This is a genomic window from Kitasatospora sp. NPDC096140 (genome assembly GCF_040303045.1).
Classification (GTDB): domain Bacteria; phylum Actinomycetota; class Actinomycetes; order Streptomycetales; family Streptomycetaceae; genus Kitasatospora.
Map to the genome: position 1 here is coordinate 155764 of NZ_JBEOUW010000017.1, position 23719 is coordinate 179482.

General features: G+C 75.5%; 17 protein-coding genes and 1 pseudogene. 11 read left to right on the forward strand and 7 right to left on the reverse strand.

Going from position 1 to position 23719, the window contains the following annotated elements:
- Positions 1-5: 5 nt before the first annotated feature.
- The 6 genes from ABT048_RS19880 to ABT048_RS19905 all read left to right on the forward strand — a co-directional run bounded on the left by ABT048_RS19880 (position 6) and on the right by ABT048_RS19905 (position 13217).
- Entirely contained in the window at positions 6-7292 is a 7287-nt protein-coding gene (locus ABT048_RS19880; RefSeq protein ID WP_350522722.1) for a non-ribosomal peptide synthetase, read from the forward strand.
- Positions 7285-8031 (forward strand): CatB-related O-acetyltransferase, encoded by a 747-nt coding sequence (locus ABT048_RS19885; protein ID WP_350522723.1) that lies wholly within the window; start codon positions 7285-7287, stop codon positions 8029-8031. Before ABT048_RS19880 ends, ABT048_RS19885 begins: the two co-directional genes overlap by 8 nt.
- A complete protein-coding gene (locus tag ABT048_RS19890; protein ID WP_350522724.1) occupies positions 8028-9257 on the forward strand; it encodes a cytochrome P450 in 1230 nt (409 codons plus the stop codon). The genes ABT048_RS19885 and ABT048_RS19890 overlap by 4 nt, the downstream gene beginning before the upstream one ends.
- Positions 9254-10531, forward strand: coding sequence for an MFS transporter (locus ABT048_RS19895; protein ID WP_350522725.1), 1278 nt, complete (start codon positions 9254-9256; stop codon positions 10529-10531). Before ABT048_RS19890 ends, ABT048_RS19895 begins: the two co-directional genes overlap by 4 nt.
- Before the next feature lie 422 nt (positions 10532-10953).
- On the forward strand, positions 10954-12366 hold the full coding sequence (gene argG, locus ABT048_RS19900) for an argininosuccinate synthase (protein WP_350522726.1): 1413 nt from the start codon (positions 10954-10956) through the stop codon (positions 12364-12366).
- 191 nt (positions 12367-12557) lie between these two features.
- Entirely contained in the window at positions 12558-13217 is a 660-nt protein-coding gene (locus tag ABT048_RS19905) for a GAP family protein (RefSeq protein WP_350522727.1), read from the forward strand.
- A 169-nt stretch (positions 13218-13386) separates the two neighbouring features.
- On the opposite strand, the gene ABT048_RS19910 is transcribed toward ABT048_RS19905, so the two are convergent.
- The 3 genes from ABT048_RS19910 to ABT048_RS19920 all read right to left on the reverse strand — a co-directional run bounded on the left by ABT048_RS19910 (position 13387) and on the right by ABT048_RS19920 (position 15710).
- Positions 13387-14196, reverse strand: a complete 810-nt coding sequence (locus tag ABT048_RS19910) for a hypothetical protein (protein ID WP_350522728.1) — start codon at positions 14194-14196, stop codon at positions 13387-13389.
- Between the two features lie 66 nt (positions 14197-14262).
- A complete protein-coding gene (locus ABT048_RS19915; protein ID WP_350522729.1) occupies positions 14263-14835 on the reverse strand; it encodes an RNA polymerase sigma factor in 573 nt (190 codons plus the stop codon).
- Positions 14836-15236: 401 nt separating this feature from the next.
- Positions 15237-15710, reverse strand: a complete 474-nt coding sequence (locus ABT048_RS19920; protein WP_350522730.1) for a MarR family winged helix-turn-helix transcriptional regulator — start codon at positions 15708-15710, stop codon at positions 15237-15239.
- 164 nt (positions 15711-15874) lie between these two features.
- Between ABT048_RS19920 and ABT048_RS19925 the strand changes: the two genes are divergently transcribed.
- The gene (locus ABT048_RS19925) at positions 15875-16285 is read left to right on the forward strand and encodes an organic hydroperoxide resistance protein (protein ID WP_189921741.1); all 411 of its coding nucleotides are present in this window, start codon (positions 15875-15877) and stop codon (positions 16283-16285) included.
- A 120-nt stretch (positions 16286-16405) separates the two neighbouring features.
- Here ABT048_RS19925 and ABT048_RS19930 read toward each other — a convergent pair whose 3' ends face one another.
- Entirely contained in the window at positions 16406-16825 is a 420-nt protein-coding gene (locus tag ABT048_RS19930; protein ID WP_350522731.1) for an SHOCT domain-containing protein, read from the reverse strand.
- Between the two features lie 148 nt (positions 16826-16973).
- On the opposite strand from ABT048_RS19930, the gene ABT048_RS19935 reads away from it, so the two are divergent.
- On the forward strand, positions 16974-17363 hold the full coding sequence (locus tag ABT048_RS19935) for a hypothetical protein (protein WP_350522732.1): 390 nt from the start codon (positions 16974-16976) through the stop codon (positions 17361-17363).
- A gap of 37 nt (positions 17364-17400) precedes the next feature.
- Here ABT048_RS19935 and ABT048_RS19940 read toward each other — a convergent pair whose 3' ends face one another.
- The gene (locus ABT048_RS19940; protein WP_350522733.1) at positions 17401-18051 is read right to left on the reverse strand and encodes a LamG domain-containing protein; all 651 of its coding nucleotides are present in this window, start codon (positions 18049-18051) and stop codon (positions 17401-17403) included.
- A 163-nt stretch (positions 18052-18214) separates the two neighbouring features.
- Positions 18215-18841 carry a CBS domain-containing protein gene (locus ABT048_RS19945; protein ID WP_350522734.1) on the reverse strand — a complete coding sequence of 209 codons (627 nt, stop codon included), beginning with the start codon at positions 18839-18841 and terminating at the stop codon, positions 18215-18217.
- A 360-nt stretch (positions 18842-19201) separates the two neighbouring features.
- Between ABT048_RS19945 and ABT048_RS19950 the strand changes: the two genes are divergently transcribed.
- Positions 19202-21160, forward strand: coding sequence for a hypothetical protein (locus ABT048_RS19950; protein WP_350522735.1), 1959 nt, complete (start codon positions 19202-19204; stop codon positions 21158-21160).
- 49 nt (positions 21161-21209) lie between these two features.
- Here ABT048_RS19950 and ABT048_RS19955 read toward each other — a convergent pair whose 3' ends face one another.
- Entirely contained in the window at positions 21210-22427 is a 1218-nt protein-coding gene (locus tag ABT048_RS19955; RefSeq protein WP_350522736.1) for an FAD-dependent monooxygenase, read from the reverse strand.
- Between the two features lie 169 nt (positions 22428-22596).
- Between ABT048_RS19955 and ABT048_RS19960 the strand changes: the two genes are divergently transcribed.
- Together ABT048_RS19960 and ABT048_RS19965 are read left to right on the forward strand one after the other, a co-directional pair.
- Positions 22597-23307: a TetR/AcrR family transcriptional regulator gene (locus ABT048_RS19960; RefSeq protein ID WP_350522737.1), complete on the forward strand. Its 711-nt coding sequence runs from the start codon at positions 22597-22599 to the stop codon at positions 23305-23307.
- Between the two features lie 137 nt (positions 23308-23444).
- Positions 23445-23719, forward strand: a pseudogene (locus tag ABT048_RS19965) (HEAT repeat domain-containing protein); the annotation flags it as partial.

Here is a 23719-nt window from a genome sequence, read left to right on the forward strand (position 1 = left end):
ATCGGATGTCACACGGTCTGGACGCCCGGGAAGACGGGTCGACTCCCGCCCCGGCACCCCTGTCGCCGGACGCACCCGCCGCGGCGGGTGCCGGCCGGCTGCCGCTGTCACCGGCGCAGCAGCGGCTGTGGTTCCTTTCCAGGCTCGGGGAGTACCGGGCCGGGTACAACATGCCCCGGGTGGTGCGGATCTCCGGCCCGCTCGACCGGACCGCGCTCACGGCGGCGCTCGGCGACGTCGTACGGCGCCACGCCGCGCTGCGGACGGTGTTCCCGGAGATCGCGGGCGAGCCGTGGCAGCAGGTCGTGCCGCCCGGCGACGTCGCCGGGCGGTTCACGGTGGAGTCCGCCGAGTGCGCCGCCGGGGAGGTGCCGGGCCGGGTCGACCTCGCCTGCCGGCACGAGTTCGACCTGACCTCCGAACTCCCCGTCCGGGCATGGCTGTTCGCGACCGGCCCGGCGCAGCACGTGCTGGTGCTGGTGCTGCACCACATCGCGGCGGACGGCTGGTCCCTCGGGCTCGTGGAGCGCGACCTCGGGACGGCCTACGCGGCGCGCCGGGCCGGTGCCGAGCCGGCCTGGCCCGCCCTGCCCCTGGAGTACCCGGAGCACGCGGTGCGCCAGCGCTCGGCGCTCGGCGCGGAGGACGATCCGCAGGGCCTGGTCTCCCGGCAACTCGACCACTGGCGCGAGGAGTTGCGTGGCGCGCCGCAGGAGCTGGTGCTTCCCCGGGACCGGCCGAGGCCGCCCACGGCGGGCTCCTCGCCGGCCGGGACGGTGCACTTCGAGGTCGACGCCGACACCCACCGGGCGCTGACGCGGCTGGCCCGCGAGCACCGGGTCACGCCGTTCGTGGCGCTGCAGGCGGCGTTCGCGGCGCTGCTGAGCCGGCTGGGCGCGGGCACCGACATCCCGATCGGCTCGCCGGTGGACGGCCGGACGGACGAGGACCTGCAGGAGCTCGTCGGGTTCTTCGTCAACACCCTGGTGTTCCGGGTCGACTGCTCGGGCGACCCGACCTTCGGCGAGCTCCTGAAGCGGGTGCGCCGCACGGCCCTGACGGCGTTCGCCCACCAGGACGTCCCCTTCGACCGGGTGGTCGAGGCCGTCAACCCCGTCCGCACCGCGAGCGGCAACCCCCTGTTCCAGGTGAGCTTCTCGCTGGAGGCCGGCGGGGAGGGCGGCCTGGTCCTGCCCGGCCTCACGGTCGCCGAGGAGCCGTTCGGCGCCGGGGCGGCCAAGTTCGACCTCAGCCTCGGCCTGACCGAACACCGCGCGGACGGGCAGCCGGCCGGCCTGAGCGGCGTGCTGGAGTACGCGGAGGACGTCTTCGACCGGGCCACCGCGCAGGCCGTGGCCCGCCGCTGGCAGCTGCTGCTCGCCGGGGCGCTGGCCGATCCGGAGCGGCCGGTCGGCGAACTCCCGGTGACGGACCGGGCCGAGCGGCAGCGGCTGCTCGACCTCGGCGGACCGGCGGGCGCGCTGCCCGACGTGCGGCCCTCGGCGGTCGAGCGCTTCGCGGCGCAGGTCGCGGCCGTCGGCGGGCACACCGCCGTCACCGACGGCAGTGGCACCCGGCTGACCTACCGCCTGCTCGACGAACGCGCCGCCCGGATCGCCGCGCTGCTGGCCGGCGCGGGCGTCCGGCGGGGCGACCGGGTCGCGGTCTGCCTCGGCCGCTCCGTCGACATGGTCGCCTCCGTGCTCGCGGTCCTGCGGCTCGGCGCCGCCTACGTCCCCGTCGACCCGGACTACCCGCCGGCCCGCCTGCGGTTCATCCTCGACGACGCCCGGGTGCCGCTCGTCCTCACCGACCCCGGTACCGCGGCCCGCGTCCCGGACGGGCCGTGGCGCACCCTCGACGCCACCGGCGCGACGGACGCGACCGGAACGACGGATGCCGCCGGAACGACCGGCGCCGCCGACCCGGCCGAAGCCCCCGGGCCCGCGCCCGTACGGCCCGGGCCGGCCGAACTCGCCTACGTCATCTACACCTCCGGCTCCACCGGCCGGCCCAAGGGCGTCGAGGTCACCCACGGCAACCTCGCCGCGTTCCTGGCCTCCGTCCAGGGCCTCGCGGACCCGTCGGACACCGACGTGTGGACGCTGTTCCACTCGCTCGCCTTCGACTTCTCGGTCTGGGAGATCTGGGGCGCGCTGGCCTTCGGCGGCCGACTGGTCGTCGTGCCCCGCGAGGCGGGGATGGACCCGGACGCGCTGCACGGGGTACTGGCCCGCGAGCAGGTCACCGTCCTGAGCCAGACGCCGTCCGCCTTCCGGCAGTTCGTGGCCCGGGAGGAACGGCACCGGCTGGACGCGCTGCGGCTGCGGCTGGTCGTGCTCGGCGGCGAGGCGCTCGACCTCGCGACCGTCGGCAGGTGGCAGCGCCGGCACCCGGCGGACTCCACCCGGCTGGTGAACGCCTACGGCGCCACCGAGAACACCGTGTTGACGACCTGGCGGGTGATGGCCCCCGTCGGGACCGGGCCCGCCGCCGCGGCCGAGGGGAACGTCTCCCCCATCGACGGCACGATCCCGGGCTGGCGGCTGGTCGTCCTGGACGCCCGCGGCGAGCCGGTGCCCACCGGGGTCGTCGGCGAGATCCACGTCGGCGGTCCCGGCGTGGCCCGCGGCTACCTCGGCCGCCCCGCGCTGACGGCCGAGCGCTACCTCCCGGACCCGTTCGGCGACGTGCCCGGCGGCCGCCTCTACCGCACCGGCGACCTGGGCCGCTGGAACGCCGTCGGCGAACTGGAGTACTGCGGCCGCACCGACGACCAGGTGAAGATCCGCGGCTTCCGGATCGAACTCGGCGAGGTCGAGGCCGCCATCGGCCGGCACCCGTCCGTCCGGGGCGCCGCCGTGCTCGTCCGCGAGGACACCCCCGGCGACCGCCGGCTCGTCGCCTACGCGGCCTGCCCCGACGGAACCGACTCCCGCGCACTGCGCGACTTCGCCGCCGCCCACCTGCCCGCCCACATGGTCCCCGCCGCGATCGTCGTCCTCGACGCCCTCCCGCTGACCCGCAACGGCAAGGTCGACCGCGCCGCCCTGCCCGCACCGGACGTCTCCGCCGGGCCCACCGGCCGCGAACCCGCGAACGCCACCGAGGAGGCGCTGTGCGGACTGTTCGCCGACGTCCTCGACCTGGAGCGGGTCGGCGTCGAGGACGCCTTCTTCGAGCTCGGCGGGCACTCGCTGCTGGTCATCCGGCTGGTGGACCGGATCCGCGCCGCCCTCGGCGTGGAACTGTCCATCCGGGCCGTCTTCGAGGCCCCGACCCCGGCCGGCCTGGCCGCCACCGTCGCCCTCGGGCAGCAGGCCCGCACGGCCGTGCGTCCCGCGGTGCGCCCGGAGCGCCTGCCGCTGTCCTTCGCCCAGCGCCGCCTCTGGTTCCTCAACGAGCTCGACGGCGGGGCCGCCTACAACATCCCGTACGCGGCGCGCCTCACGGGCGCCCTGGACGTCGAGGCACTGAACGCCGCCCTGGGCGACGTCGTCGACCGGCACGAGTCGCTGCGCACCGTCCTGCCCACCGAGGACGGCCGCCCCTGGCAGAAGGTCCTGACCGGCCCCGAGGCCCGGACCGCCCTGACCGTCACCGACACCACCCCGGAGGCGCTGGAGGCCGAACTCGCCGGGGAGAGCGGGAAGGTCTTCCGGCTCACCACCGAACCTGCCCTGCGCGCCCGCCTCTTCCGCCTCGCCCCGGACGAGCACGTCCTGCTGCTGGTGGTCCACCACGTCGCCTGCGACGGCTGGTCGCTGGAGCCGCTGCTCGACGACCTCGCCGAGGCGTACGCGGCACGCCGCACCGGCACGGCCCCGGCGTGGCCGCCGCTGCCCGTCCAGTACGCCGACTTCACGCTGTGGCAGCGGGACCTCCTCGGCGCCGAGGACGACCCGGCGAGCCGGCTCTCGCAGCAGACCGAGTACTGGCGCCGGACCCTCGCCGGCATCCCCGACCAGCTCGCGCTGCCCTTCGACCGGCCGCGCTCGGGCACGGTCGGCCTGCGCGGCGGGGAGGTCGCGGTCGAGGTCGGCCCGGCGCTGCACGCCGCCCTGGCCGCCACCGCACGGGCCCACGACTGCACCGTGTTCATGGCCCTGCAGGCCGCGGTCGCCGTGGTGCTCTCCCGCTGCGGCGCCGGGCCCGACATCCCGCTGGGCACGGCCACCTCCGGGCGCGCCGACGCCGTGCTGGACGGCCTGGTGGGCTTCTTCGCCAGCACCCTGGTGCTGCGCACCGATGTCTCGGGCGACCCGACCTTCGCCGAACTCCTCGGCCGGATCCGGGAGGCCGACCTCGGCGCCTACGCCCACCAGGACGTCCCGTTCGAGACCCTGGTCGAGGCGCTCAACCCGGCCCGGGTACCCGGCGCGAACCCCCTGTTCCAGGTGAGCGTCTCCATGCTGAACAGCATCAGCGCGGAACTCGCCCTCCCGGGGCTGGCGGTCGCCCCCCACGACCTGAGCATGGGCATCTCGGCCTTCGACCTGTCCTTCGTGTTCGGCGAGCGCCCGGGCTCCGACGACGCGTCCGGGCCGGCCGCCGGCCTGGTCGCCGCGATCGGGTACGACGCCGACCTGTTCGACCACGCCACCGTCGAGGGCATCGCCGACCGGCTGGTGCTGGTGCTGGAGGCGCTGGCCGCCGACCCGGGCCGCCGCATCGGCGAGGTCGGGCTGCTCTCCGCCCGGGAGCACCGGCAGGTCCTCCGGGACTGGAACGACACCACCACCGAGGTGCCGGCGGGGACGCTGCCCGAGCTCTTCGCCGCCCGGGCCGCGCACACCCCCGCGGCCCCGGCGGTCCGCTGCCTCGGCACCGAGCTGACGTACGCCGAACTCGACGCCGGCGCCAACCGGCTGGCGCACGAGCTGATCGCCCGCGGCATCGGGCCGGGCCGCCTGGTGGCCCTCGCCCTGCCCCGCTCGGAGCAGGGCGTGGTGGCCCTGCTCGCGGTCCTGAAGGCCGGGGCGGCCTACCTGCCGGTCGACCCGTCCTACCCCGCCGACCGCGTCGCTTTCATGCTCCGGGACGCGGCCCCGGCGTGTGTGCTCAGCACCGGCGAGGTCGCCGCCGCCCTGCCCACCGCCCCCGGCCTGCCGGTCCTGGCGCTGGACGACGAACAGCTGCGGCGCTCGGTCGCGGACCGGCCCGCCGCGGCGCCCACCGACGCGGACCGGACCGCGCCGCTGCTCCCCGCCCACCCGGCGTACGTGATCTACACCTCCGGGTCGACGGGCCGTCCGAAGGGCGTGGTGGTCTCCCACCGCGGCGTCCCGAGCATGGTGCACGCCCAGGCGGCGACGCTCGGCGTCGACGCCGACAGCCGGGTGCTGCAGTTCGCCTCGACGAGCTTCGACGCCTCCGTCTGGGACACCTGGATGGCGCTGCTGACCGGCGGGTGCCTGGTCGTCGTCCCGGAGTCGGACCGCGTCCCGGGCCCGGCCCTGGCGGACTTCCTGCGCGTCCACGGCATCACCCACGCCACCCTGCCGCCGGCCGTGGTCCTCGCCACCGAGTTCGACGAGGACGTCGCCGGCGTCACGCTGATCACCGCCGGCGAGGCCTGCACCCCCGCCGTCCTCGACGCGGCCCGGCACTTCGCGAAGGTGGTCAACGCCTACGGCCCCACCGAGTCCACGGTGTGCGCGACCATGCGCACCGTCGACGGGGTGCCGCAGGCCGTCCCGATCGGCCGACCGGTGGCGAACACCCGGGTGTACGTGCTGGACGCGCGGCAGCGTCCCGTCCCGCCCGGCGTGCCCGGGGAGCTGTACCTCGCGGGCGCCGGGCTGGCCATCGGCTACCTGAACCGGCCCGCGCTGACGGCGGAGCGCTTCCTGCCCGACCCGTTCGGCGCTCCCGGCGAGCGCCTGTACCGCACCGGCGACCTGGTGCGCTGGACCGCGGACGGCGAGCTGGTCTTCCTCGGCCGGACGGACGAGCAGATCAAGATCCGGGGCTTCCGGGTCGAGCCCGGCGAGGTCGAGGCGGTGCTCACCGGCCACCCGGAGGTCGCCCACGCCGCGGTGGTCGCCCGTGAGGACCGCCCGGGGGACGTCCGGCTGGTCGCCTACGCCGTCCTGGCGGCCGGCCTGCAGCCGCAGGACCGGGACCCCGCCGGCGCCCTGCGCCGGTACGCGGCCGAGCACCTGCCCGAGTACCTCGTCCCCGGCGATGTGGTGGTCCTCGACCGGCTGCCGCTGACCCCGAGCGGGAAGCTCGACCGCAAGGCCCTGCCCGCGCCGTCGGCGAGCGGCCCCGCCGCGGAGGGCCTGGCCGGCGAGGACGCCCCGGACGACCCGCGCACGGCCGTGCTGGTCCGGCTCTTCGCGCAGGAGCTCGGCCTGGACCGGGTCGGCCCGGACGACTCGTTCTTCGAGCTGGGCGGTCACTCGCTGCTGGCGACCCGGCTGATCGGCCGGATCCGCGCCCTGCTCGGCGCCGAGATCGGCATCGCGACGCTGTTCGAGGCGCCCACCGCCGCGGGGCTCGCCGCCCGACTGGACGAGGCCCCGACCGACCCGTACGCCAGCGTCATCGAGCTCCGGCGCGGCCGGGCGAGCAGCCGCCCGGTGTTCTGCATCCACCCCATCGGCGGGCTCAGCTGGTGCTACAGCTCCGTCCTGCCCCACCTGGAGCGGGACCAGCCGGTCTACGGGATCCAGGTGACGGAGAGCCACGGCCGCTTCAAGGCGGTCGAGTCGCTCGACGCACTGGCCCGGCGCTACGCGGACCTGATCACCGCGACGCACCCCGACGGCCCGTACGTCGTCATGGGCTGGTCGCTCGGCGGGGTCCTGTCCTACGAGGTCGCCCGCCTGCTGGAGGCCTCCGGACGGACGGTCGACCTGGTCGTCCTCTACGACGCCTGGCCGTACGAACGGCCGGTGACGCCCGAGGAGCTGGACGGCGACTTCGCCGCGTGGGTGACCGGCGAGGTCATCGCCGGCCCGTCCGCCGACGGCGCCCTCGACGCCCGCCAGAGCCGGGCCCTGGTCCGCGCGGCCAAGGGCGTCGCCGCCCTCCTCGGGCCGCCGCACCCGGACGGCTACCACGGGCGGGTCCTGAGCATCGCCGCCGCCAAGACCGTCGCCGAGCGGGGCTCCGCGGCGCAGGCCTGGCAGCCGTACCTCACCGCGGCCGAGCACCACGTGGTGGACTCCGACCACGACGCGATGATGACGCCCGCCGTCATGGAGCAGTCCGGGCCGCTGGTGACGGCCGCCCTGCGGGCCCCGCGGGACGACCGGGCGGCCGCACCGGAGGCCCGCCGTGACTGACCACCACGCCCCCGGGCCCGACGCCGATCCCGACCTCGACCCCGACCTGGACGTCCCGGACCCCCGCGATCCGCGTCCGCTCGGCGACGACCGCCTCGTCTTCATCCGCCCGGTGCTCGAACCGGACGGCAAGGTCGTCGCCGGGAACTTCTCCTACTACGACGCCTCCGAGGACACCGCCGGGTTCGAGGAGGCCCGGGTCCGCTACGCGTTCGGCACCGAGCGCCTGTTCATCGGCCGCTACTGCTCCATCGCCGCGGGCGTGACCTTCGTGATGGCCGGCGCGAACCACGTCTTCGACGGTCCGACGGGCTATCCGTTCCTCAGCTTCGAGGGCGACTGGCGCGACAGCCTGCTCGACGACCTGATCGCCCGGGGGCCGGGCCGCAAGGGCGACACCCGGATCGGCAACGACGTCTGGATCGGCCGCGGCGCCACCATCATGCCCGGGGTGACCGTCGGCGACGGCGCCATCATCGGCGCGGGCGCCCTGGTCGCCTCCGACGTGGCGCCGTACCGGATCGTGGGCGGCAACCCGGCCCGGGTGATCCGCGCCCGCTACGGCCCCGAGGACGTCGAGCGGCTGCTCACGGCCCGCTGGTGGGACTGGCCGGTGGCGGCCGTCTCCCGGCACCTCCCGGAGCTGGTCCTCGGCCGGCCCGAACGGATCCTGTCCATCGCGCGGGCCGAGCAGCTGCTCGGCCCGGCGCCGGCCACCACCCAGGGAAGCGCGTCATGACGAAAGCAACCGGCATCCCCGGCGCCCCGCCGACGGTCGACCTCGCCGACCCGGCCCTGTACGGGGCCGGCGACCCGGAGGCGGTGTGGGACGGACTGCGCCGCGACCACCCCGTCCACTGGAACGAGTCCCCGGACGGCGGCGGCTTCTGGGCCGTCACCCGGCACGCCGACGTCCAGCGGGTGCTCAAGGACACCGCGACCTTCACCTCCGCCCAGGGCATGCGGATCGGCCACAACCCGACCGCCACCGCCGAGGCCGCCGGGAAGATGCTCATCGTCACGGACGCGCCCCGGCACGCGAAGATCCGGCGGGTGATCAGCTCCGCGTTCACGCCGCGCACGGTCGCCCGCCTGGAACAGAACATGCGGACGATCGTCCGCGAGGAACTGGAGCCGGTGCTGGCCGGCGAGCCCTGCGAGTTCACCGACTTCGCCGCCGTCCTGCCGGTGGCCGTGATCTGCGACCTGCTGGGCGTGCCGAAGAGCGACTGGCGCTTCATGCTCGATTCCACCCGGGCCGCCTTCGGCGCCTCCGACGTCGACCCGATCGCCCGGCTCGAAGCACACGCCGGCATGCTCGCCTACTACGCCGACCTCGTCGACTTCCGCCGCGAGGAACCGGGCGAGGACGTCATCAGCGCCATGGTGAACGGCCTCGTCGACGGCGAGCCGCTCACCGACGAGGAGATCTTCCTCAACTGCGACGGCCTCATCTCGGGCGGCAACGAGACCACCCGGCACGCCACCGTCGGCGGACTCCTCGCCTTCGCCGCCGACCCCGACCAGTGGCGGCTCGCGGCCGCCTCCCCCGACCGGATGGACGGCGTCGTCGACGAGGTCCTGCGCTTCACCAGCCCGGCGATGCACGTGCTGCGCACGGCCTCCCGGGACGTCGAGATCGCCGGCCGCTCGATCCGGGCCGGCGACCCGGTGACGGTCTGGATGCCGTCGGCGAACCGGGACGAGACGGTCTTCGAGGCGCCCGAGCGCTTCGACGTCCGGCGCACGCCCAACCCGCACGTCTCCTTCGGCGTCGGCCCGCACTTCTGCCTGGGCGGGGCCCTCGCCCGCACCGAACTGCGGGTCCTGTTCACCGAGTTGCTCGCCCGCGCCGAAGGCGCCGAACCGGCCGGCCCGGCCCGCAGGCTGCACTCCAACCTCATCCGGGGCCACGAGTCCGCACCCGTCCTGCTGCACCCCCGCGACGGCCGGGAGAGGCGGTGAAGCCGCTCGCGGACCCCCGGTTCCGCCGCCTGCTCATCGGCCAGGCGCTCTCCGGCTTCGGCAGCAGCGCCCTGTTCCTGACCCTGGGCATCTGGGCCAAGGACCTCACCGGCAGCAACGCCGCCGCCGGTGGGGTCGAGGCCGCCCTCGGCGCGCCCATGGTGCTGTCGCCGCTCTTCGGTCACCTCGCCGACCGGGTGCGGCGGCGTCCGCTGCTCATGGCCACCAACGCCCTGATGGCGCTGGCCGTGCTGTCCCTGCTCGCGGTGCACGGCGGCGAACAGCTCTGGATCATCTACCTGGTGGCGGTCTGCTACGGCGTCGCCTTCGGCGTCCTCGGCGCCGCGTCCGCCGGAATCCGCCGCGACCTCCTCCCCGACGACCAGCTGACCGGCGCCAACGCCCTGCTGCAGACCGTCGCCCAGGGGCTGCGCATCATCGCCCCGCTGGTCGGCGTGGCGGTCTACGCGGCCGCCGGGGCCGGAACGCTCGCCGTGCTCAACTCCCTCACCTTCCTGGCCGCGATCCTGGCGCTCGCCGGCCTGCGGGTCGAGGAGTCGGTCGGACCGGAGTCGCCACGGGAGCCGTTCCTCCGCAGCGCCCTCGCGGGTGTACGGCACATCGGCGCCACACCGGTGCTGGCCCGGATCGGCTACGCGGCGGCCTGCGCGTTCTGCGTCATCGGCCTGAGCCAGACCGTGATGTTCGCGGTGGTGGACGAGGGGCTCGGCCGGCCACCGTCGGCGCTCGGCCCGCTGAACGCCGTCCAGGGCGTCGGCGCGGTGGTCGGCGGCCTCACGGTCTCCGCGCTGATCCGGCGGGTCGGCATGGCGCGCACCGCCGGCCTCGGGATCGGCGCGTTCACGGTGGCGGCGCTCGCCTACTGCGCGCCGAACCTGGCGTTCGTCGTCGCGGGCGAGGTCGCGGACGGGATCGCCATCACCTGGATCATGGTGGTGCTGTCGTCCGCGGCGCAGCTCCACACGCCGTCCCGGCTCCAGGGCCGCGTCAACGCCATCTGCACGATGCTGGTGCTGGTCCCGCAGTCGCTGTCGCTGGCCGCCGGCACGGTCCTCATCGACCGCTTCGACTACCGGACGCTGCTGATCGCGATGGCGGCGGTCACCGCGGCCTGCGCCGCCGCGCTGGTGCTGAGGCCGGTCCCCGCGGTCACCGAGCGGACGTTCGTGACCTCGGCGCCGACCGGCCCGGCCGACCGGGCCGACACTGCAGACCGGGACACCGCCGGCTCCGGTCCCCCGGCGCAGCGCTGAGGCCGCCGACCGGGCCCGGACGCCACCCCGCGGGGGAGTCGCGTCCGGGCCCGGTCGGCGTTCGACCGCCGGCATGCCGCGGCGACACCCGCCGCGCCGACACGCCGCGTACTCGCCGTATCGACGGAGCGCCACCGCACCGCCGCCGCCCGCCCGTCCATGCGAAGCGGCCGTTCTCGGCACCCCGCACCGCCCGCCGGAGTTACTCGCGATCCCAACTGTGCTGCTGGGCAAGCGAATTGACCGGATCCACCCCCACCGGAGATCGGCTCCACGAGGACCCGCCCCGACCGACTCGATCGTATGCTCTTGCGGTCCTCTGCAAATCTATGCCAGAGTTCGGGGCATCGGATCGAGTACGCCGAATCCCGTCACACAACGCTGAATCAGGGGCCCGCCCGCGCGGGTCATAGGGTGCATCCATGTCGAAGGTCTTGAGCAAGCTGCCGGTCGGTGAACGGATCGGCATCGCATTCTCCGGTGGGTTGGACACCTCCGTCGCCGTCGCGTGGATGCGCGAGCACGGTGCCTTCCCGTACGCCTACACGGCCGACATCGGCCAGTACGACGAGCCGAACCTCGCCGACGTCCCCGCCCGCGGCCGCGCGTACGGCGCCGAGCAGGCCCGGCTGGTCGACTGCCGGGCCCCGCTGGTCGAGGAGGGCCTGGCCGCCCTCGCCTGCGGCGCCTTCCACATCCGCTCCGCCGGGCAGACGTACTTCAACACCACCCCCCTCGGCCGCGCCGTGACCGGCACCCTGCTGGTCCGCGCCATGCAGGAGGACGGGGTGTCCATCTGGGGCGACGGCTCCACCTACAAGGGCAACGACATCGAGCGGTTCTACCGCTACGGCCTGCTTGCCAACCCCAGCCTGCGGATCTACAAGCCGTGGCTGGACCAGGCGTTCGTCGACCAGCTCGGCGGCCGCAAGGAGATGTCCGAGTGGCTCGCCGAGCGCGACCTGCCCTACCGGGACTCCGCCGAGAAGGCCTACTCCACCGACGCCAACATCTGGGGCGCCACCCACGAGGCCAAGCGGCTGGAGTACCTGGACACCTCGATGGAGATCGTCAGCCCGATCATGGGCGTGGCCTTCTGGGACCCCGAGGTCGAGATCCCGACCGAGGACATCACCGTCGAGTTCGAGTTCGGCCGCCCGGTCCGGATCAACGGCCAGGAGTTCGCCAGTGCCGTCGACCTCGTCCACGAGGCCAACACCATCGGCGGGCGCCACGGCCTCGGCATGTCGGACCAGATCGAGAACCGGATCATCGAGGCCAAGAGCCGCGGCATCTACGAGGCCCCCGGCATGGCGCTGCTGCACATCGCCTACGAGCGGCTGCTCAACGCCATCCACAACGAGGACACCCTCGCCACCTACCACACCCAGGGCCGCCGCCTCGGCCGGCTGCTGTACGAGGGCCGGTGGTTCGACCCGCAGTCGCTCATGCTCCGGGACAGCATGCAGCGCTGGATCGGCCACCCGGTCACCGGCAGCGTCACGCTGCGGCTGCGGCGGGGCCAGGACTACTCGGTCATCGACACCCAGGGCCCCAACTTCAGCTACCACCCGGAGAAGCTGTCGATGGAGCGCAGCGTCGACGCCGCGTTCGTCCCCGACGACCGCATCGGCCAGCTGACCATGCGCAACCTCGACATCGCCGACTCGCGCAGCAAGCTGGAGCAGTACGCGGTCCACGGCCAGCTGGCGCCGTGGAGCGGCCTGATCGGCGAGCTCGCCCCCGGCGGGGCCGCGCCCATCGCCGCGGGCAACGGCGACGCGGAGGAGTCCACCGCGCTCGACCACGCCGCGATCGAGTCCGGCACCGACTGACGCGTCGGCCCGGCCGACACGTCCGGCCCGACCGACGCGCCCGGCCCGACCGACGGCCCGGAGTCGCCCACGGAGGCCGCCGCACCACACCGGTGCGGCGGCCTCCGCCGTCCCCGACCGACCCGACGGCCCCACCCGCCCCGCCGTAGGATGACGGACGTGCGCCCGGCGACGGGAAGGCAGGACCCGCCATGGGTGAAGCGGTCGGTTCGATGCTGGCCTCCGCGGTGGCGCTCGCGATCAGTCCGCTGCCGCTCATCACCGTGATCCTCGTCCTGGCCACCCCGCGCGGGCGGACGAAGGGCCTCGCCTTCGCGGCCGGCTGGGTGCTCGGCCTCGCCGTGCCGGTGATCCTCGTCCTGGTGGCCGGACGCGCACTGGGCGGGGTCGGGGCCGCCCCCACCTGGCCGTCCTGGCTGAAGCTCGCCCTCGGCACGCTGCTCCTGCTGTCGGCCGCGCGGCAGTGGCACGACCGGCCGCGCGCGGGCCACGTCACGGCGCCGCCCGCCTGGCTGCAGTCGATCGAGCGCTACTCGCCCGCGAGGTCCGCCGGCCTCGCCCTCACACTCGTCGCGAGCGGCCCGAACACCCTGCTCCCGGCCGTCGGCGGCGCCGCTTCGATCGCGGGCACCGCGGCCGGCCCCGGCACGTGGGCGGTGGCAGCGGCCCTGTTGGTGTCGATCGGCTCGCTCGGCTCCCTCGTGCCCCTGGCGGTCCGGATGCGCGGCGGAGCCCGGACCCTCGGCGAGTGGCGGGCCTGGACGGCCGCCCACCAGGCCGCGATCGTGACCACCGTCGCTGCCGTGCTCGGCGCCGGGTACCTGGGCGACGCCGTCTCCGCGCTCGGGTGACCGAAGGCTGTCCTCGGACTCGGACTCGGGCTCGGACTCGGACTCGGGCTCGGACTCGGGCTCGGACTCGGGCTCGGGCTCGGACTCGGACTCGGACTCGGACTCGGACTCGGGCTCGGACTCGGGCTTGGGCTCGGGCTCGGACTCGGCTGACGGCAGGCCGCCCCCTTCACCGGATCCGCACCACCCCGCGCCCTCGGACCGCGCGGACGCCCAACCGCGCGGGATCCGCCCTCGGCCGCGCCGCGACCGCGTCCCGGAGCGTCAGCAGGATCTCCCCGTCGTAGCGTTCCGCCAGCACCCGGGCCAGCTCGGCCGGACCGCCCGGCCGCACCTCCGGCGCCAGATCGGGCAGCCGCCCCGGGGCGCTGAGGTCCTGTGCCTGGGCGGCCCAGCGTGCCGCGTCGCGCCGCTCGCCCTCGGCGCTGTAGTGCACGGCCAGGCAGTGCACGGCCAGCTGGTCGCCGTACTGGGCGGCGATCCGCCACCAGAAGACGCCGTCCGCCGTGCGGCCCATCCCGTACAGCAGGCAGCCGAGGGTGCGGAAGGCGGTCTTCTCGGCGAGTTCGAGGTCCAGGGCCAGTTCTCCGGGCTTCGCGGCGCCCGCCACGCCGGCGCACAGGTGCCGCAGGTCCCTGCGGAGCTCCGCCCGTCCGCCGGCCCAGGGGGACTGCGCGGTCCCCGTGCCCGCGCCGGTGCCCGGCACCCCGCCCGGGAGCGAGCTCCAGGCCTGCCCCGGGCCCGGCCCCGGACCGCCTCCCGATCCCAGCCCCGCCCCCGGGCCGGCCCCCGAGGCCGGTGCGTGCGGTGGCCGGGCTCCGGCCGGCGGACGGGCGGGGCGTTCGCGCACGGCCGGGGCGGGCCGACGGGCGGCGGCGAGCCGCTCGGCCAGCCGCCGGGTGAACGCCACCGGATCGTGGTCGTCGAACTCCCGGTCCAGCTCGGCGGATTGCGCGCGCAGCAGGTCCCCGACCCTCATGTCTCCGCCCTCATGCGTCCGCCCTCACGTCACGGCCCTCACGTCACGGCCCCCATGTCACGGCCCTCATGTCTCCGCTCCGTCGTCTCCCGGGTGTTCCAGCAGGTACTCCAGGTGGCGCCGCCCGAGGCTGTAGTAGGTCCGGGCGGTGGTGTGCGCGATGCCGAGCGACCGGCCGATGTCGGGGTACGACAGGCCCGCCTGGCGCAGCCGGACGACGTCCGCCTGGACCGGCGCGGCCCGTGCGAGTTCGTCCATCGCCCAGTCCAGGGCGTCCAGTTCGGCGAGTTCGTCCAGCTCGTCCTGGCTGGTGTCGGGGCGGCGCTGGGCGATCACCCGCAGCCGCTTGCGTTCGGTGCGCCGGCGGTCGCGCAGGACGTCCACCACCGCGTCTTTCACGACTTTGAAGGCGAAGGCCTGCGGATCGGCGCTGGCCAGGGCGCGACGCCAGTTCTTGTAGAGCGTCGTGCCGGCGTTCTGGACCGCGTCCTGCGCGTCCTCGCGGTGCCGCAGGCGTTGCTGGGCGTAGCGGAGGTAGCCGGAGTTCTCGCGGGTGAAGAAGGCCTCGAAGTCGTTCGGCAGGTCGCCGAGCGGGTCCGCCCGGAGGCCCCGCTCCTCGCCCGGCCCGGGAGTGTTCACGCACGCCCCCCTTTTCGTGGGTCAGCTGGCCGGCCCACCGGGTGGCACGCCGACGGCCCCTTGGGGGCTCGTGGTGTAACCGTCCGGGAGGCGCGGGATGTTGACCGGATCGGGCGGACAATTGGCGAACGTTTCCGCCCACTTTTGAACAGCGCCACTGACCTGCCGATTCGGGCCCACGGACGTCCTCGGCAGGCCGGGCGAGTGACCCAGATCACACCGCGTGCGACGCCGGCTTGACAAGCCCCCCGCCACCGACCACACACCCACCCCACGGGGCCACCCCCGCGCCACCGGCACCGTGCCACCGCCCGGGCAGCTCGGGCCCCACCGCACGCACCCCGCAGCACACGCCGCGCGACGTCGGTACCGCCGCACCGACGCGGGGTCTCCGGCCGGCTCTACGGCGCCGGTTCCACCGCCGCCGAGTCCAGTGCGGCGGTCACCCGCTCCAGCAGCCCGCGCAGCTCCGCCAGGTCCTCGACCGGCAGCCCGGTCGCGGCGAGCAGCCGACGCGGGACCTGCCCGGCCCGCTCGCGCAGCGCCGACCCCTCGGCCGTGAGCGCGACGGTGACGGACCGCTCGTCCTGCGCGCTGCGCTCGCGGCGCACCAGCCCGGCCGCCTCCAGCCGCTTGAGCAGCGGGGAGAGCGTGCCGGAGTCGAGCCGCAGGCGCTCGCCGATCCGCTTGACGGGCAGTTCGCCGTCCTCCCAGAGCACCAGCATCACCAGGTACTGCGGGTAGGTCAGCCCGAGGTCGCGGAGCAGCACCCGGTAGACGCCGCCGAAGGCCCGCGAGGCCGCGTTGAGCGAGAAGCAGATCTGCTGGTCGAGGCGGAGCAGTTCCTCGTCCGCCATGCCGGGAAGCGTGGTCATGGCTTCATGGTACCGATCACACTCGCACCATTGAGTTGTGCGCAATTGAATTGCGTGCTCTACTTGTCGCAGGGCAGGAACCCGGACGGGTCGCGGAAACGAAGGCGACGCACCCCGGACCCACCCGCATCCGAGCAACCGAAGCACCACGAAGGGGACCGACCATGGACGCGCTCTACACCGCAGCCGCCACCGCCAACGGCCGGGAGGGCCGTGCCGTCAGCTCCGACGGGCAGCTGGACCTCGCGCTGGCGATGCCGCCGGCGCTCGGCGGCAACGGCCAGGGCACCAACCCCGAGCAGCTGTTCGCGGCCGGCTACGCCGCCTGCTTCGCGAGCGCCCTCGGCCTGGTCGGCCGGCAGGCCCGGGTGGACACCAGCGAGGTCTCGGTGACCGCCGAGGTCTCCATCGGCAAGGACGGCGCGGGCTTCGGCCTCGCGGTCGTGCTGCGCGTCGAGCTGCCCGAGTCCCTGGCGGGCGAGACCGGCGAGCTGCTGGTCAAGCAGGCGCACGAGGTCTGCCCCTACTCCCGCGCCACCCGCGGCAACATCCCGGTCGAGCTCGTCGTCGAGTAGTCGACCGGGGCACGGGGACGCCGGTCGCCACGACGCGCGTCGAAGCCCCCTCGCAGGCGCGCACCGGGCCCGCCGCACACCCCGTGCGGCGGGCCCGCCCCGTTTCCCGGGCCCCTGCCCCTACTCCGCCGCGCCGGGCGGAGGCCCACCGCCCGCCGGGCCGGCCGCACCCGGTCCGCCGGCACCCGGCCCGGCACTGCCGGGCCATCCGCCGCCCGGCCCGCTCGCCGAGCGCAGCGTCTCCAGTCTGTGCCGGTACTCCTCCGCGTCGATCTCACCCCGCGCGAACCGATCCGCGAGCACCTGCTCCGCGGGCGGTCCCGCCCCCCAGCCGCCGGGGCCGCCCGGCCCCGGCCCGGCCACACCCGGTGCCGCCGGACGGCCGGGCGGGACCGGCTGCCGCGAGCGCGAGACGTACCGGAAGAGGGCGACGGCGAGGAGCACGAGCAGGGCCAGGACCAGCAGCGTCCCGATCACCATCAGCCCGATGCCCCAGCCGCTCATGCCGTGGCCGTGCCCGTATCCGTGCCAGTGCCTCATCAGGACCTCCTCCTCCGGCCCCACCTGGGGCCGAGGTGATCAGCGCCTTACCACCATCCTGCGCCCGGCACCGGTGAAAGCGCTGTGAAGAAAGCCTGAGAAAACGTTCCGGCGCACGAGCGCGCATCCACGGGGTAGCGTGCCGCTCGTGACCCGGCACCCGCGCATGACCCACCACCCGCCCGACGACGCCCGCTCCCCCGAGCAGCTCGTCGCCGCCGGAGTGCTGCGGCGCCACGCCGACCCCAGCCCCCACCCGACGCTCGGCCACTCCCCGATCGCCTACGTCGCCACCGCGCTCTGGGCCGAACTCACCGCGCTCGCCATCGCGCCGTCCGCCGCCGAGGCCACCGCCACCGCCCTGCTGCACGCACTCGCGGACCGGGCCGTGGACGCGGCCCTCGCCCCGGGCAACGAGCGCGCCCCGCACGACGACCTGTACGTGACCGATCCCGCCCACATCGGCCGGAACCGCCGCACGGTGTGGTTCCAGCGCTACGGCCCGCACGGCCCGATCACCGCCGCCTTCGCACCGTGAACCCCGCGCGCGGAGCCGGCCCTCGGTACCGGCGGCCTCAGCGCTCGACCTGCAGGCTGTGGCAGACCCAGCTGAGCCGGTCCGGCCCGGAGACCGGCGGCCGGGCGTGGTACGTCCCGTCCGCCACCGACAGGTTGACGATCAGGTAGGCGTGCCAGCCCGGCCCCACCCCGTGCAGGTCCGCGTAGACGAGCTCGTCCTCGACGTACCAGTCCACCGAGTTCGCCCCGAGCACCACCCGCAGGCCGAAGGTCGCCCCCGGGCCGATCCCGGCGCCGCCGCCGTGCCAGTACCGGTAGCCGCCCCGGACGTGGTTGGAGATCTCCAGCAGGTCGGGGTTGTCGGGGTGGTACTCGAAGACGTCCACCTCGTTGCCGCCGTCCCGCCAGGTCCAGATCGCCGGCCAGGCGCCCAGCCCGGTGGGCAGCGTCACGCGCGCCGAGAGCACGTCCCCGGTGCGGACCTGGAACCCGTCCGGACTGCCCTCGGTGGTCAGCAGGTTGCAACTCCACAGCCCGCCGCTGTGCCGCCGGGTGGCGGTGAACACCCCGCCCGGGCAGTACCCGCGGACGAGGTAGTCGAGCTTGTGGTCGCTCCGGTTGGTCGGCCCCATCCGGGGGTAGGCGCTGCTACGCCCGGTGATCCACTGCCTGGTCGAAGTGAAGTCCGCGTCGAAAACGACGGTCACGGCCGCCTCCCCGGTGCTCCGGCGCCCCGGCAGTCGGATCGGCCGGGCACACAGAGTGAGTTACCCGGTACGGTCCGCTGTATGCGAAGCGGGACCCCCGGGTCCGTGCCGGGACCGGGCGGACCCCCTGAGGCGACGGTCGGCCGCGGGGCCCGGGGCCGGCTCAGCCGACCGCCGCCGCACCCCCGGCGCCGAGCCGGTCGGTCACCGAGACCACGCCGTCCACCGCGCGGCACAGGTTGAGCACGATCGGCACCAGGTGCGGCTCGGGCACGGTGCCGCTGAGCACCACCCGGCCCTGGTTGACCTCCACCCCGATCTCCGCCGGGCTCACGCCCTCGATCCGGCCGAGCACCTCCTCGACGATCTCCCGCCGGATCACCCCGTCCTCGCGCAGGAACACCCGCAGCAGGTCCCCGCGGCTGACCATGCCGACGACCCGCCCCTCCTCGTCCAGCACCGGCAGCCGCTTGAGCCCGTGCCGGCTCATCGTGCGGGCCGCCGCGACCACGCTGGTGCCGGGCGAGGTGCAGACCGGCTGGCCGGTCATCAGGTCGGCGGCGGTGACCTCGCCGTTCGGGCCGGCCTGCGGCGACTCCGGCGCCGGCAGCAGACTGCCCGGGTCCTCCTGCGCGGCCAGGGTGCGCAGCAGGTCGGCCTCCGACACGACGCCGAGCGGCCGCCCTTCCGGGTCCACCACCGGTACTCCGGTGATGTCGTACTCGCTCAGCAGCGTCACGATCTCCCGGAACCCGGTCTCGGGGGAGACCAGGACCACGGGGCTGGTCATCACGGATTCGACGGTGGCATGCCGCACGCCGGTTCACCTCGTCCAACGGTGCTGGTCCGACCGGGCGCGGATCGTCCCGGCCGGTTACCGGCAGCATGGCGCGCGGCGGCGCGGATCGCCAGGGGCCAAGGGGCCGAACGGGTGGGTCCTTGGACCCCGGTCCACGAACACGCCTCCGACGGGCCGGACCGGGGGCGGGACGTGCACCGTCGCCCCGCGAGCGGGGGCGACGGGCGGCCGGAGGACCCGTCCCGCGCCTCCCGGTGGCACGCCGGTCGCCCGGACAGCGCAACCATCACATGATCGACTCGTTGGACCGTCCACCACTCCAGCACCACGCACGGTTCCCGGGAGGACCCTTTGCCAGGACGGACGGTGGGCGCGGCGGCGCCGGCCCAGAGGGTCGCCGCGCGTCCGGTGGCCCGGGCGGAGGCGGTGCTGGTGCGCCACTACCGCAGGCTGGTCCGCCTCGCGTACCTGGCGCTGCCGGCCGACCGGGACCGGCACAGCCGGGTGCTCGCCGCCCACGCCGCCGTCCACCGCGCCCTGCCCTTCCGCTGGACCCGCCGTGACGAGGGGGCCCGCCACGACGGCACGACCCTCCAGGACGGCACGACCCGCCACGACGCACCGGGCGCCGACGGACCGGTCGCCGCCGGGGCGGACCCGCTGTACGCCGCCCTGCGCCTGCGGGTCCTGCGCACCGCGCTCCGCCCGCACCCGGCCGCCCGTCTGCTGGCGCCCCGGGTCTGGGGGCTGCGGTTGTTCACCCCGCACGGCGGCGAGGAGGACGCGGGGCTCGACCACGCGCTCGCCGCGCTCGACGCCCCGGCCCGGGCCGCGTTCGCCCTGCGGACCGTGGAGGAGCTGTCCGCCGGGCAGGCGGCCGAGGTGCTGCGGCAGGCCGGGGTGGCCCGGCCGGACGACGCGGTCGCCGCAGCCGCGGCCGTCCCCTCAGGCGGGGACCGGGAGCCGCCCGCCTTCGACCCGTGCGCGGTCCGGGTGCAGCCCACCGACCTGCTGCGCCGCCGTCGCACGCTCACCGCGGCGCTGGCGGTCGGTGTGCTCGGGCTCACCACCACGGCCGCCGTACTCGGCGGTTCCGGCCCGGCAGCGCCGGCAGGTCCGGCGTCCGGTGGCGCGCCGGGTGCCGCCGATCCGGCCCGGCTGGTCCGGGTGGCGCCCGACGCCTGGCAGCACACCGCACGGGTCGACTTCTCCGCCTGGCCCGCCCGGGGCGACCGCCGCGAGGACGGCGCACTGCTCGGCCGCGCCCTGGCCGCCTGGGCGCAGCCCGGCCCGCAGACCCGTGCCGAGCCGGGTACGGACCCCGCCCCGCCCGTCGAGGCACCGCAGCTGCTGTTCGCGGGGACGGTGGAGGGCACCGGTGTGGTGGTGCTGTACGACGGCCGGCGCCTGGCGCGCTACACCGACGGTCGCGACGGCGGTCTGGACCTCGCCCGGGCCGACGACTCGGACCTCACCACGGCGGGCGCGGTGGCGCTGCGCCGTCGGGGCTCCGACGTCCGGTACCTGCTGGCGCCCTGGGTGGACTCCGCCGAGACCCGCCGGATCGACCAACCCGACGCCCCGGCCCGCCCGTTGGAGCACCCCGAGGGCGTCACCGCGCCGGCTCCCGGGGGTGGGCTCGCCGACTGCCGGGGCGCCACCCTGCTCCAGCTGCGGTCCTCCCCCGTGGTCGCCGAGAAGCACGCCTTCCTGCTGGCCGACCTGGGCGGCCTCGTCCCCGCGCACCTCACCTACCTCCCGCCGCCGGACCGCTCCCCCTCGGCGCAGTCCGCCCAGTCGGCGCAGTCGGCCCGCGAGCCCCGCGAGGCGACCGCCCAGGACGCGCTGCAGGCCTGGGCCCGGGCGGGCTGCGCCGTCCCGGACGGCAGGCCGGGCGTCAAGCAGCTCGACCTGTGGGCCTTCGCGGTGCAACCGCTGCCGCAGAACGCGGGCTCGGCCGCCTGGGTCTGTCTGCGCGCCGACCGCTGGAACGGCGAGGGCAGCGCGGCCACCGCCGTCGTCCTGCCGACCGCCCGCGGCCCGCAGCGCACCGGCGGCGGTCCGGGCCGGGCGTGCAGCCGGTTCGCGCGGGACACGGTGGCCTGGACGTGGTGGCGCTCCCCGCAGGGCACCGAGTACCTGCTCGCGGCGGGCAGCCGCCGGGTCACCCGGCTCACCGTCAAGGGCCCGGACTGGTCCGCCGACCGGCCCGTCGCGGACCACACCCTCGCCGTCGAGCGCCCCGCCCGCTCGGCCGTCCGGGTGGAGGCGGTCCTCGACGGCGGCAGCCACATCGGCCCGCCGCCGTGAGCCCCGCCCCGGCGCGTGCAGCCGCGCACCGTTTCGCCGCCCGGCCCGCTCAGCCCGCACGGCCCGCACGGCCCGCACGGCCGATCGTGCCCGACAACTCCGCCTCGTAGTCCGGCAGTTCGACGCTGCTGACCTCCTTCCCCAGCTCCAGCATCTTGTCCAGCGCCCACCGCCGGTTCAGCAGCGCATTGCGGAACCGCAGCCCGGTCGCGGTGCGCGGCGCCAGGAACGGCCCGGTGCGGTCGCCGCCCTTCTGGCAGCCCTGGGCGTAGCCGCGCAGCAGCCGCTCGTACCGCTCGAAGGCGGTGCGGTGGTCACCGCGTGCCCGGGCCAGCTCGCCCGCCAGGACGTACGCGGCCACCACCGCCGTCCCGGTGCCCATGCCGCCGATGGTCGCGCCGCAGGCGGCGTCGCCGATGAGGGCGATCCGGCCGTTCGACCAGGCGGGCACATCGGCCCGGCTGATGGAGTCGAAGTACAGCTCGGGGGCGGCGTCCAGGCTCTCCAGCAGCTGCGGGACCCGCCAGCCGAGGCCCGTGAAGGCGGCTCGGACGAGCGCCTTCTGCTGCGCCTGGTCGTGGCGGTCGTAGCGCAGCTCGGGCGAGGCGAACAGGGCGAAGGCGCCCGCCCGGCTCGGGTCCCGGTGGCCGGCGCCGACCGACATCAGCCGGCCGGGGACGTTCAGCCCCACCGAGCCGACGGGCAGCCCGAGGTCGTTCGGCAGCTGCCAGGTGGCCGCGTAGTAGCCGAGGTGGCGCACGTAGCGCTGCTCCGGGCCGAAGGCGAGCCGGCGGACGTTGGAGTGCAGCCCGTCGGCGCCGATCACCAGGTCGAACTCCCGCGGTGCGGCGTGCCGGAAGGCGGCCCGGACCCTGCTCGGAGTCTCCTCCAGCGCGGTGATCGAGTCACCGAAGAGGTACTCGGCCCGGGCGCTGCTGTGCCGGTGCAGCAACCGGGCGAGTTCCCCGCGCGGGACCTCCACGTCGCCGCCCGCGAACTCGGCGGGCAGGTGCAGCAGTCGGCGCCCGTCGGCGGCCACGAACGTCATCGGGCTGCCGCCGGTGCCGAGTGCGCGCAACTCGTCCAGCACGCCCATCCGTTCCAGCACGGTCAGGTGGGTGCGGCCGCGGAAGTCGACGTCCTGGCCGCCGTCGCGCAGCGCGGGCGCCGGCTCGACCACGGTCACCTCGAAGCCGTACCTGCCCAGCCAGTGGGCCAGCGCGGGGCCGGCGATGCTCGCGCCCGAGATCAGGATCCTGGTGCTCATGGGAACCGCTCCGTCCGTCGATCGAGAAACTGTGTCTCGCAGACACGGTTTGTTGCTGTGTACGGTAGACACAGTTGGCGCGCGGGGCAACCCCCGAGGCAGGAGCCGACGACGAGCCGGGGACGACCCCCGGCGGACCCGATACGGAACCCCAGGACGGGAGCGGACGATGGGCGAGGCGGCGAACGACACGGTGCGGCTGCTCTGGGGGCCGCCGGCCAAGCCGACCCGGGGGCCGAAGCCGGCCCTCACCCTGGAGCGGATCGCCGCGGCGGGCGTCGAGGTCGCCGACGCCGAGGGCCTGGCCGCGGTCTCGATGCAGAAGGTGGCCGGGCTGCTCGACTTCACCAAGATGTCGCTGTACCGCTACGTCCCGGGCAAGGCCGAACTGATCGCCCTGATGGTCGAGTCGGCCGTCGACGAGCCGCCGCGCCCTGCCGAGGGCACCGGCTGGCGGGAACAACTCACCGCCTGGTCGGGCCACTTGGCCGACTCCTTCGCCCGGCACCCGTGGCTGCTGGACGCCACCGTCGGCCCCCGCGTGGTCGGCCCGAAGGAACTCACCTGGCTGGAGCGGGTGGTGTCCGCGCTCGACGGCCACGGACTGACCGGCCCCGAGCGGATGGACGCCGCCGTCCTCCTCGCCGGACACGTGCGCGGGATCGCCGCGCAGTCCCGCGCCACCGGGCCCGCCGGCTCCCCCGAGGCCGAATTCCTCACCGTCTTCGGCCTCGTGATGCAGCAGCACGCCGACCGCTACCCCGCGGTCGCGGCCGCCGTGGCCGAACCGGGCGGGCGCGACCAGGCGCTCGACTTCGGCCTGGAACGCATCCTGGACGGCCTGGCCGCCCTGATCGAGCGCCGCACGGCGCAGCCCTGACACCGCGGCGCGGCCCCGGTCGCCCGCGCACCCGCGCACCCGCGCACCCGCGCGTCATCGCGCCTTCGCACCTTCGCGCCTTCGCGCCCGGAAAACCCTTCGGAGCGCCGCCCGCCCGGGCGCTAGCATCGCGCCCCATGGCGATGTTCGTGCACCTGACCGCCGCGGCCAACGCGCCGCGCATCCGCCGCGCCGGGATCCGGGCCGACAGCCGGGGCCAGGGCGGGGCCCGCGGGCTCTACTGCTTCCCCGTGCTGCCCTCGTACACCCTGACCCACCAGTGGCTGCGCGAGCTGGCCCGGTTCGGCCCCAAGGGCTCGCTGGTCGCGGTGCACGTCCGGCTGGACGACGCGCAGGAGGTCCTGGCCGGGCACTACCGGGACCGCGCCCGGGACGCCCAGCAGCCGGTGTC

What these genes read in the sequence shown, in the direction of transcription:
- ABT048_RS19880 (WP_350522722.1), top strand. Translation starts at nt 6, where the DNA reads ATGTCACACGGTCTGGACGCCCGGGAAGACGGGTCGACTCCCGCCCCG.
- ABT048_RS19890 (WP_350522724.1), top strand. Translation starts at nt 8,028, where the DNA reads ATGACGAAAGCAACCGGCATCCCCGGCGCCCCGCCGACGGTCGACCTC.
- argG (WP_350522726.1), top strand. Translation starts at nt 10,954, where the DNA reads ATGTCGAAGGTCTTGAGCAAGCTGCCGGTCGGTGAACGGATCGGCATC.
- ABT048_RS19905 (WP_350522727.1), top strand. Translation starts at nt 12,558, where the DNA reads ATGGGTGAAGCGGTCGGTTCGATGCTGGCCTCCGCGGTGGCGCTCGCG.
- ABT048_RS19910 (WP_350522728.1), bottom strand. Translation starts at nt 14,196, where the DNA reads ATGAGGGTCGGGGACCTGCTGCGCGCGCAATCCGCCGAGCTGGACCGG.
- ABT048_RS19920 (WP_350522730.1), bottom strand. Translation starts at nt 15,710, where the DNA reads ATGACCACGCTTCCCGGCATGGCGGACGAGGAACTGCTCCGCCTCGAC.
- ABT048_RS19925 (WP_189921741.1), top strand. Translation starts at nt 15,875, where the DNA reads ATGGACGCGCTCTACACCGCAGCCGCCACCGCCAACGGCCGGGAGGGC.
- ABT048_RS19930 (WP_350522731.1), bottom strand. Translation starts at nt 16,825, where the DNA reads ATGAGGCACTGGCACGGATACGGGCACGGCCACGGCATGAGCGGCTGG.
- ABT048_RS19945 (WP_350522734.1), bottom strand. Translation starts at nt 18,841, where the DNA reads ATGACCAGCCCCGTGGTCCTGGTCTCCCCCGAGACCGGGTTCCGGGAG.
- ABT048_RS19955 (WP_350522736.1), bottom strand. Translation starts at nt 22,427, where the DNA reads ATGAGCACCAGGATCCTGATCTCGGGCGCGAGCATCGCCGGCCCCGCG.
- ABT048_RS19960 (WP_350522737.1), top strand. Translation starts at nt 22,597, where the DNA reads ATGGGCGAGGCGGCGAACGACACGGTGCGGCTGCTCTGGGGGCCGCCG.